At 62.4% G+C, this 9,567-nt stretch carries 8 protein-coding genes; 1 reads left to right on the forward strand and 7 read right to left on the reverse strand.

Annotation, left to right across the window (positions count from 1 at the left end; translation table 11 throughout):
- Positions 1–26: 26 nt before the first annotated feature.
- The 7 genes from JYP46_RS21780 to JYP46_RS21810 are packed head-to-tail and all read right to left on the reverse strand — an operon-like array spanning position 27 to position 7,222.
- Positions 27–1,073: a threonine aldolase family protein gene (locus JYP46_RS21780; RefSeq protein WP_206549332.1), complete on the reverse strand. Its 1,047-nt coding sequence runs from the start codon at positions 1,071–1,073 to the stop codon at positions 27–29.
- On the reverse strand, positions 1,070–1,849 hold the full coding sequence (locus tag JYP46_RS21785) for a creatininase family protein (RefSeq protein ID WP_206549333.1): 780 nt from the start codon (positions 1,847–1,849) through the stop codon (positions 1,070–1,072). Before JYP46_RS21785 ends, JYP46_RS21780 begins: the two co-directional genes overlap by 4 nt.
- Positions 1,846–2,853, reverse strand: coding sequence for an ABC transporter ATP-binding protein (locus JYP46_RS21790; protein ID WP_113156696.1), 1,008 nt, complete (start codon positions 2,851–2,853; stop codon positions 1,846–1,848). Before JYP46_RS21790 ends, JYP46_RS21785 begins: the two co-directional genes overlap by 4 nt.
- Positions 2,850–3,836, reverse strand: a complete 987-nt coding sequence (locus JYP46_RS21795) for an ABC transporter ATP-binding protein (protein WP_206549334.1) — start codon at positions 3,834–3,836, stop codon at positions 2,850–2,852. Before JYP46_RS21795 ends, JYP46_RS21790 begins: the two co-directional genes overlap by 4 nt.
- A complete protein-coding gene (locus JYP46_RS21800; protein ID WP_206549335.1) occupies positions 3,836–4,726 on the reverse strand; it encodes an ABC transporter permease in 891 nt (296 codons plus the stop codon). Before JYP46_RS21800 ends, JYP46_RS21795 begins: the two co-directional genes overlap by 1 nt.
- On the reverse strand, positions 4,723–5,661 hold the full coding sequence (locus JYP46_RS21805; protein ID WP_113156699.1) for an ABC transporter permease: 939 nt from the start codon (positions 5,659–5,661) through the stop codon (positions 4,723–4,725). The genes JYP46_RS21800 and JYP46_RS21805 overlap by 4 nt, the downstream gene beginning before the upstream one ends.
- A gap of 4 nt (positions 5,662–5,665) precedes the next feature.
- The gene (locus JYP46_RS21810) at positions 5,666–7,222 is read right to left on the reverse strand and encodes an ABC transporter substrate-binding protein (RefSeq protein WP_206549336.1); all 1,557 of its coding nucleotides are present in this window, start codon (positions 7,220–7,222) and stop codon (positions 5,666–5,668) included.
- A 320-nt stretch (positions 7,223–7,542) separates the two neighbouring features.
- Here JYP46_RS21810 and JYP46_RS21815 point away from each other — a divergent pair, with 320 nt between their 5' ends.
- Positions 7,543–8,334 (forward strand): UTRA domain-containing protein, encoded by a 792-nt coding sequence (locus JYP46_RS21815; protein ID WP_113156701.1) that lies wholly within the window; start codon positions 7,543–7,545, stop codon positions 8,332–8,334.
- Positions 8,335–9,567 lie beyond the last annotated feature (1,233 nt).

Genomic DNA, 9,567 nt, shown 5'->3' on the forward strand with positions numbered 1-9,567 from the left:
CCCACTCACATTGTCGGTAAAGCCGGCTAATCGCAGAGAATGTCAGCGATGGTGGCGGCAATCCTGTCTGGCGGGGTGTTCAGCCAGCTTTCATTCATCTTGAGAACGTAACCGCCGCGCGAGCGTGGCGGCATTTTTGCATTGCGCGCCTGTGCCCGCTTTGCCACTTCGTCGCTTTCAACCGCGCTTTTGATGCGGATGACATTGGTGTCATCGACAAGCCTGTGGGCCTCAACGCCCAGACCGGGCAGGGCGTCCAGCACGGCAGCGCCCGCCACGCGTACAGCTGCCCAGTTCTTCGTCTGTCTGGCCAGCGCGTTGTGGGCGAGAAGCGCTGACGGCCACATCTGAAAGAGACCGCCGCCAAAGCGTCGCCGCTCGTGGTGCTGCCCTTCAAGCGCTGCCGCCGATCCCGCAAGCACGGCCCCGAAAGGCGCATCGAGATATTTGTAGAGCGACAGGTAAATGTAATCGAAGGGCGCGGTGATCTCCGTGAGCTCCCGGTCCGTCCAGGCGGCTTCGATGAAAATTCGTGCCCCGTCGAGGATCAGCGGAATGTTTTCGGCTTTCGCCAGTGCGATGATTTCTGCCAGCGCAACGGGGTCGAACAGGCGGTTGGCGTATCGCCGGCTGGGCGTTTCCACCATCACGCCCACAATGGTGGCCGGCACACGGGCACTGGCCGTGCGCTCGATCTCGGCGCGCAGCTGCTCTGCGGTGAAGCTTGGGCCTTCCGAGGCCAGTGGCACCGTGGTGACGCCGATGCCGTGGGTGAAATTGTCCCCTGCATCGTTGAACACATGGCTGTCGCTCTGCACGACCAGCCGCGGGCCGCGCTTTGCAGCGGCCAGCTCGCGCGCCGCCAGCATGTTTGCCAGCGTGCCCGTCGGATACATGACCGCCGCTTCCTTGCCGAACATCGCGGCGACAGCGTGTTCCAGTTCGGTGACCGGCCCGCCAACGCCATAATAGTCCGGCGCGACATCGCCACTGGCGGTCAGTTGGGCAAGACGCTCTGCCGTTTCCTTGGGTGTCAGCCAGTCGCCGTCATCCGCCAGGTTCAACCGCGTCATGAAGCGTCTCCGGGCCTGACCACGGCGTCCGGGAAGAGCGCGCGAAGCCCATCGACAACATCGGCAACGCTTGCCTTGAGGCTCGCCTCACCCTTTTCCTTCGTCGCAAGCGTTGCGTCGCCGCGAATGCCCGTGGCCGAATAGTCGACGCCGCTTTCCGGGTCGCCGTTGAAGGTGGTCGGCCAGTAGAAAACGGTCTTGGGCGCATCGAGCTGGTTTCCATAGTCGCAGACGAGCTTGTCCTTGCGGACCCGGCTCTCATCGAGCGCGAGGATCAGCGAAGTCTCATGTTCGTCGCCATGTCCGCCGAGCTTCTGGGTCATCAGATGTTCGGCGTCATGGCCGAGCGCCAGAATGTTGGCCAGCGCGACACGGGTGCCGGTGCGCTCGTAGAATTCGCGCACGGCCACCTGCACAACGGGCGTCGTCGAAACGCCGGTGTTCAGGATCGCCAGATTGCGGAAACCCTGTGCGAGAAAGCCGCTCAGAACATCGTCGATCAGCATGGAGAAGGTTTCAGGACGGATGTGCTGGCTGCCGGGATAGTGGCGGAATGCCGGGTAATATCCAAATGACATGACGGGCGCTGCCAGAATGGGCAGTTCCTCGAGCACACCATCGGTCAGGCCACGGGCGAGCAGATAGTCGGTGCAGAGCGGCAGCGCATGGCCATGCTCCTTTGCTGCTGCGCCAATCGGCACCAGAACCAGCGCATCGCGGTCGCGCCATTCCGCCGCTTCGCTCCAGGTCAGATCTTCAAGCCAACGGCCCTTCATTGCGCTTCTCCTTCAGTCATTCTTTTGTCTTCCAGAGTCTGATGCGGGCTGTCCGCATCCGCTCCGGGAAAGTGGCACGCCACGGCCTGTCCGCCTGCATCGCTGACAAGCGTGGGTATTTCGCTGCGGCATCTGTCCTGAACACGCGGACAGCGCAGGTGAAACGGGCAACCCGGCGGCGGGTTGATGGGGTTTGGAATCTCGCCCGATGGCACGGGAATGCGCCCGCGCCGCCCTGCACCCGCTTCGGGAATGGCGGAGAGCAGCGCCTGCGTATATGGGTGCTGTGGCGACTCGAAGAGCTGCGCCTCGGTGCCGATTTCGACCACCCGGCCCAGATAGAGAACTGCGATGCGGTGGCAAAGGAAGCGCACGACACCGAGATTGTGCGAGATGAAGACGAAGGTCACCCCGGTCTCGCGCTGAATGTCGCGCAGCAGGGTCAGAACCTGCGCCTGTACCGACACGTCGAGCGCCGAAACCGCTTCATCGCAGACGATCAGGCGCGGCTTCACGGCAAGCGCCCGCGCAATGCCGATGCGCTGGCGCTGACCGCCGGAGAAGGCGTGCGGATAGCGGTCGGCGCTTTCCGCCGGCAGTCCCACCACCTTCAGAACCTCTGCCACACGGGCGGCGATCTCGGCGCGCTTCATGCCGATATTTACCAGCGGCTCGGCGACGATTTCACCCACCTTCATACGCGGGTTGAGCGACGCATAGGGATCCTGGAAAACAATCTGGATATCGCGGCGGAGCGGCCGCATGGCCCGCTTGCTGAGCCGGGTGATGTCACGGCCGTCGAAAGTGATTGCGCCGTCGCTCGGGTCTGTCAGCCGCAGGATCATGCGGCCAAGCGTGGACTTGCCGCAGCCGCTTTCGCCCACAATGCCAAGCGTTTCACCCGCCGCCACATCGAGCGAGACGTCGTTCACCGCTGCCAGTTCCTTGTTGCCGACCCGGAAGCGCTTGGAGATGTTCTCCAGTTTCAACAATGGCGCAGTCATGCGAGTGCCTCCAGCTCGTCAATCGCCTCGGTGCGGAAACAGCGGGCAAAATGGGCCGGTCCCGCTTCGTTGAGCGGAGGAACGGACAGGGCGCAGGCCGCCATCGCCATCGGGCAGCGCTCGTGGAAGCGGCAGCCATCCGGAAAGCGTCCCGCCGCAGGCATGGTGCCCTTGATTATCGGAAGGTCGTCCTGCCGCTGCGACGCCGAAGGGATCGACCGCAGGAGGAGCCGGGAATAGGGGTGCGCGGAGCGGGTGAACAGCGCGTCGCCCTCCGAGCGCTCCACCACCTGTCCGCCATACATCACCACCACGCGGTCGGCGATCTGCGCCACAACGCCCATGTCATGGGTGATGAGCATCACGCCCATGCCGAACTCGTCTTTCAGATCCAGAATGAGATTGAGGATCTGCGCCTGAATGGTCACATCCAGCGCCGTCGTCGGTTCGTCTGCGATCAGAAGTTTCGGGCGGCAGGCAAGCGCAATAGCGATCATGATGCGCTGCTTCATGCCGCCGGAGAGCTGGTGCGGATAGTCACGCGCCCGCAGGTCTGGTGCGGGAATGCCGACACGGTCCATCAGCTCCACGGCGCGACGGCGCGCTTCTGCCGGAGGGCAGAAGGCGTGTTCGGTCATGGCCTCGACAATCTGGTCGCCGACCCGTTGCACAGGGTTCAGGCTGGTGCCCGGCTCCTGAAAGATCATCGCCATTTCAGGCCCGCGCAGGGCGCGCAGCTCTTCTTCCGAAAGCGTGGTCAGTTCGGTGCCGGAAAGCGCGATATTGCCGGAGGTGATTTTGCCGGAATGGCCGAGCAGCCCCATGATCGCCAGCGAAGTCACGGATTTGCCCGAGCCGCTTTCGCCCACAACGCCCACGACTTCGCCGGGCATCACATCGAAAGAGACGTCTTGCAGCACTTCGACAGGGCCGCGCAGCGTGTTGAAGGAAACGCTGAGCCCGCTGATATCCAGAAGCTTCATCAACGCCCCCTGCTTTTCGGGTCAAGCACATCGCGCAGGCCATCGCCCAGCAGGTTGAAGCCGATCATGGTGATGCCAAGCGCAACCGAGGCGGAGAGCGCCAGATGCGGATCGGTGCGCAGATTGGGCAGGCCGTCGCGGATCATGCCGCCCCATGTGGGGTAGGGCTCCTGCACGCCGATGCCGAGAAACGACATCGTCGCCTCCGCCATGATGATCATGCCGACGCCGAGAGAGGCGCGAACGATCATCGGGGACACGATGTTGGGCAGGAGATGCCGCCACATGATCCGCCATGTGGGCGTGCCGCAGGCAATGCCAGCCTCGACGAAGGGTTCCTCGCGCAGCGACAGCACAAGGGCGCGCGCCATGCGCGCAATGCCCGGCCACCAGACTAGCGCAAGAGCGACGATCACCGTGAATGTGCCGGGCCCCATGGCCGCCGCCACGATGATGGCGATGATGAGTTCCGGAAACGCGAAGATGATGTCGACGAAGCGCATCAGGACATTGTCGACATGCCCGCGATACCACGCGGCCACCATGCCCAGAAGCGTGCCGAACGTCATGGTGATTGCGAGAACCGAGAGCGCCACCGTCAGCGAGACGCGTGCGCCCATGATAAGCCGGCTGAGCACGTCGCGGCCAAGCGCGTCGGTCCCGAGAAGATGGTCGGCGCCGGGCGGCAGCCATGTCGCCATGATCGACACTTTTGTCGGGTCATGGGGCGTGATCCAGGGAGCGAGAAGCGCAACGATGGCGACAAACGCCACGATGATGCTGCCGATCATCGCATTGCGCGAGCGCAGAAAGCGGATCTGAAAATCGGACAGGCCCCGCCTCGGGGCAGGCGCGTTCAGCGCGTCGGTTTTCGATGTCTCAAGCGTCATGCGGCGGCCTCGTCGAAACGGATGCGAGGATCGAGCCAGGCATAGATGAGGTCCACGCAGAGATTGATCAGCGAGTAGAAGACCGTGAACAGAAGGACGATGGACATGGTGACCGGGTAGTCGCGCGCAAGCACGCTATCGATGGCGATGCGGCCGAGGCCGGGAATGTTGAAGACCGTTTCCACGACGAACGCACCCGACAGAAGGCCACCGAAAATGAGGCCGATGGACGTGACGATGGGCACCATCGTGTTGCCGAGAGCGTGCCGCCAGATGACGCGGTTTTCACGAACGCCCTTGGCGCGCGCAGTGCGCACGAAATCGCGGTCGAGCACTTCGAGCATGTAGGTGCGGGTGAGGCGGGCGATCACCGCCATCGGGCCGACGACCAGAACCGTGACGGGCAGGACGAGCTGTGCGGGCGAACCCCAGCCGGCGACCGGCAGCAGCGCCAGTTTGAGCGAAAGCATCCAGACCAGAAGCGCGGCCAGCGCGAATGAGGGTATGGAGATGAAGGTGACGAGCAGCAGGATGATGCCGGTGTCGGCCCAGCTTCCCGCGCGCACGGCGGCAAACACGCCGAAGAACAGGCCCAGCGGCACGGCGATGAAAAGCGCGGAAAGCGCCAGAAGCGGCGTGATCGTCATGCCATCGCGGATAACATCGATCACCGTCGATCCCACATAGCGGTAGGAGAGGCCGAACGTGCCGTTCAGCACGTCGCCGATATAGGCGAGGAACTGGACCGGCAATGGCCGATCCAGTCCGTAATCTGCGCGCAGGCGCGCTTCCAGCGCGGCATCTCCGGCGTGGTCGGACAGCATGACCATGATGGGGTCGCCGGGAACGGCCCTGACCGCAAAGAATGTAACGATCAGAGCCACGGCCCAGACCAGCGTCAGCCCCAGCAGACGCCGCGTTGCGTAATGCAGCATCAACCTATTCCGCGATGGTTACATCCGCGAACGGCACCAGGCCGAAGGGCTGGATGGCGACACCGGAAACGCCGTCGCGCACCGTCGCCATCAGGGTGGAGACCGGAAGCGGGCAGGTGCCCCAGTCGTCCATCAGCATGCCTTCGGCTTCATGGTAGATCGCGTAGCGTTCCTTGTTGTCCGCCGTCATCGATGCCTTGTCGATCAGCGCGTCGAACTCGGCATTCTTCCAGCCACGGTTATAGGGGCTGTCGGAGTACCAGAGCTGCGACAGGAAATAGAGGCCGTCGGGATAACCCGCGCTCCAGCCCCATGCGAAGAAGGGCGTCTGCCCGGAATTGATCGACTTCAGATGCGTGCCGCGCTCCACCAGCTCGACATCCACCGGCATGTTCAGGACTTCCTGAAGCTGGCTTGCGAAATAGAGGTGCTGGTTCTTGTTGGGCTCGGTCGTGCTCAGCTTGACCGGCGGCAGGCCCTCGCCATTCGGATAGCCGGCCTCGGCGAGAAGCGCCTTGGCCTTTTCCGGGTCGTATTCGATCTTGGGCAGGTCCGGATTGTAGCCGGCGACACCTTCTGTCACCTGGCCGTAGAGCGGCTTGGCTGCCCCGCTGTATAGGCCGGCGATCATCGCGTCCTGATCGAGCGAGCGGCAGACTGCCTCGCGCACCCGCTTGTCCTTGAAGGGCTCGTAGAGATCGGAATTCATGGCGAGGTAGCGAACCTGCGCGCGGGCGGCCGTGATGGCGCGCTCCTTCAGTTCGGGATTGCCCAGCACGCGGCGCATGCTCGGCCCGTCCACGACCATCACGTCCAGATCGCCGGTCTCGAACATGGCCATGGCTGTTTCCGGCGAGGGGATCACCACGAATTCGACGCCATCGATGGCAGGCGCGCCACCCCAGTAATCGGCATGGGCCGCCAGCTCGACCTTCTGGCCGCGGCTCCAGTTTTCGAACTTGAATGCGCCCGTTCCTGCGGAGACCTTATTGTACCATTCAGGGCCTGCCTCTTCGACAATGCCACTGTCGAACAGGTAGATCGGATAGATCGGAAACAGCACGTCGGGTCGCGTGAAGGCCACTTCAACCGTGTAATCGTCCACCACGGTGACGCCGGAAAGCGTGTCGGCGCTTCCATCCTTCATGGCGTCTGCGCCGACCACGACATCCAGATAGGGCGCGTTGAGGCCCGCCTTGTTGCCGGGGCGCAGAAGCTCTTCAAAGGAGAACTTCACATCTTCCGCCGTGAACTCACGGCCGGAGTGGAATTTCACGCCTTCACGCAGCTTGAAGCGGAAGCCGAGATTGCCTTCCAGCGGTTCCCAGCTTTCCGCCAGCGCGGGGATCACCTGTCCGTCCGCATCGATGGCGGTGAAGCTTTCATACATGTTCGAGATCACCTGACCGGCGATCAGCTCCGAATAGGTGATCGGGTCGATCATGGACGGATCGGCTGCGATGTTGACGCGCAGATCGGCCGCCATGGCGCTGCCGGATCCGGCCAGAATGGCGGTGGCCAGCGCCGTCGCGCCGAGTGCTTTCTTCAGATCGATAGGCATGTACTCACTCCCCTCATTCAAGCTGCCCGATATGTTCAGGCAAAGAGATATCGTCGGCAGAGCCGGTTCGGTCTGCCGCAAATTCCTGTTCATCCAGTTGAGCGTCGTCGCTGCCTGGCGGCCGCCGTTTCGGCAGCCTGCCTTTAGAGCAACAATGTCGAGCCGGTATCGCCCCTCACCGTTTCCGACAACGTCCTCTGATCCTGTCTCCGGTTTGACGTTAGACTCGAAACGCGGTTTTCGCAATATGCATATGCATTATTGCGAAAGGGCGCTCTCGCACCCTCGACAAGGCCGGAAGGGGGAACTAAGGCTGGGGCATGGGCAAGCTCGAAAACACGCCGACAAAGCGAGCGAAGAATGGCGCGGGACGACGCGTCACGCTGCATGAGAAGATCCAGACGGATCTGGAAACCCGCATCCTTTCAGGACAGTGGCACACCGGCTATCGCATCCCGACCGAGAAGGAGTTGAGCGAGCACTACGCCTGTTCGCGCATCACCGTTTCCAAGGTGCTCATGCTTCTGGCGCAGAAGGGGCTGATCGAGACGCGCAAGCGCGCCGGCAGTTTCGTCCGGCGTCCCATGGCGCATTCGATTATCCTGCAGATCCTCGACCCGGCCAGCGTTGCCGAGCAGATGGGACAGCCCTATCGCTATGAGTTCATCGACCAGGTGGAGCGCGAGGCAGATGCGGATGATTGCACGCATCTGCGCACCCAGCAGGACGACCGCGACAATGTGCTCGCCGTCCGCTGCCGGCACCATATCGGGGACCGGATCTATTGCTACGAAGAGCGTCTGATCAATCTGGACCTGTTGCCAGAAGCCCGGTCCGTGGATTTTGAGACCACACCGCCCGGCGACTGGCTGATCGACCATCTGCCGTGGCGTTCGGGCGATGTGGAAATCGGTTCTGCGCTTGTCGACGAGACGCTGTCAGACCGGCTCGCGCTCGCCCCCGGCGCTGCGGTCATGAACATCGAACGCGTGATCCACGCCAATGGCGCGGCGGTGTCCTATGGCATGGCCTGGTACGCCGGCGACATGACCAGACTCAAGGCGCAGTACGACACCGCTCCGCTCACTCTGGCTGGATCACCGGCGTCGTAAGCTGTTTATCTTCGAAGTCATCGGCATGGTGATCTGTTGCTGAGCAACAGGCATAAGGCTGACGATTGACCGAAACGCGCGGCAGTTGCCTGTACGTCTCCGGCTCAGGCAGCATAACAGCACCCTTGTAAGCTCGGTTGTAGGTCCGCCAGGGCTCGGGCGGTTTTGCGCGAATCTGTCGGCCATGCATTCGTTTGGTCAGCTGCGAAAGCTGGTCCCTCGCCGACTGGCGTCGTCAAGCGTTGTTCGCGTCAGTCTGTCATAAGTCCAGCCGGCGTGTTTCGCTCTCCCCCCCCCCCCCCCCCCGAAAGGGATGGTTCCTCTCTGACGCCAGCGGTTTCAGGGAGCGCGCAAATGTCGGGTGAAGTTGCAATACGCTCGAAGCGTTTCCCAGGGCTTCAGCGCCGAATGGCGATGCTCCCAGAACTGCTGAATGTCGCTCTGACCTGACGCATCAGGTCTGGCGATGCCTCCGGGGCGGCGTCATCAAATTGTCATCTATGCGCTGTAATCAATCTGTCATTTAAGCTGCATACGGCTGTCATTTTAGCCGCGTACCACTGTCATTTAAGCATCGTATCCCCGCCAGAGATTGAGGGCGTTGGCCTCGGCGTGGCGGACAATTTAATGGAAAGTTTTTTGCCCATGAAGGGAGAAGGCGTGTTGATCTGGTCGAGGCCGGAGAGAAAGCGTCACGGCACCTGCGGGGTGCTCCATCCAGAAGAGTATGTAGGTCTAAGCATTTGTGCCTTGCAAGGCACAGGCCCTCTGGCCGGCAGCCGAGAGGGAAGCCTCGTCCACGTTCCATTCGGTCATGAGAGACGATCGATCCTCATGGGTGTCTTAAGCAGCGTGCTGCCGAGCGGACACCGTAATCGCTTTGCCGTTTTTCGGGTGGGGCCGAGACGATGGTTGAACCGCGCTGTCGGGATGGTGGGGGCGCTGATAGCGAGCGCACCCTTCGCACTGAAGCGGCTGTCTGCTCCTTCTCCACTCAGCGACGAAAAATTCGGACTACCGACGCTGTCTTTTTAACACGCATAAGTGAAGGGCACGCCCGTGCATTCTTCTCAACCAGCGCTTCCGTCCGGGTTCCCCGGGAACCAATTCCGGGTGTCAACGGCGGAGTAAAAGTCGGCCATTGGGCGGCGCAAAAGTAGTCCACTTTGCGCTGCAAGCGGGGAACGTCGGGAGGGCGTAGCCCGACCAGAGTTTCCCGCTTGCAGCGTCGGC

Origin of the sequence: Nitratireductor aquimarinus (assembly GCF_017255295.1) — a bacterium.
GTDB classification, from domain to species: Bacteria; Pseudomonadota; Alphaproteobacteria; order Rhizobiales; family Rhizobiaceae; genus Nitratireductor; species Nitratireductor aquimarinus.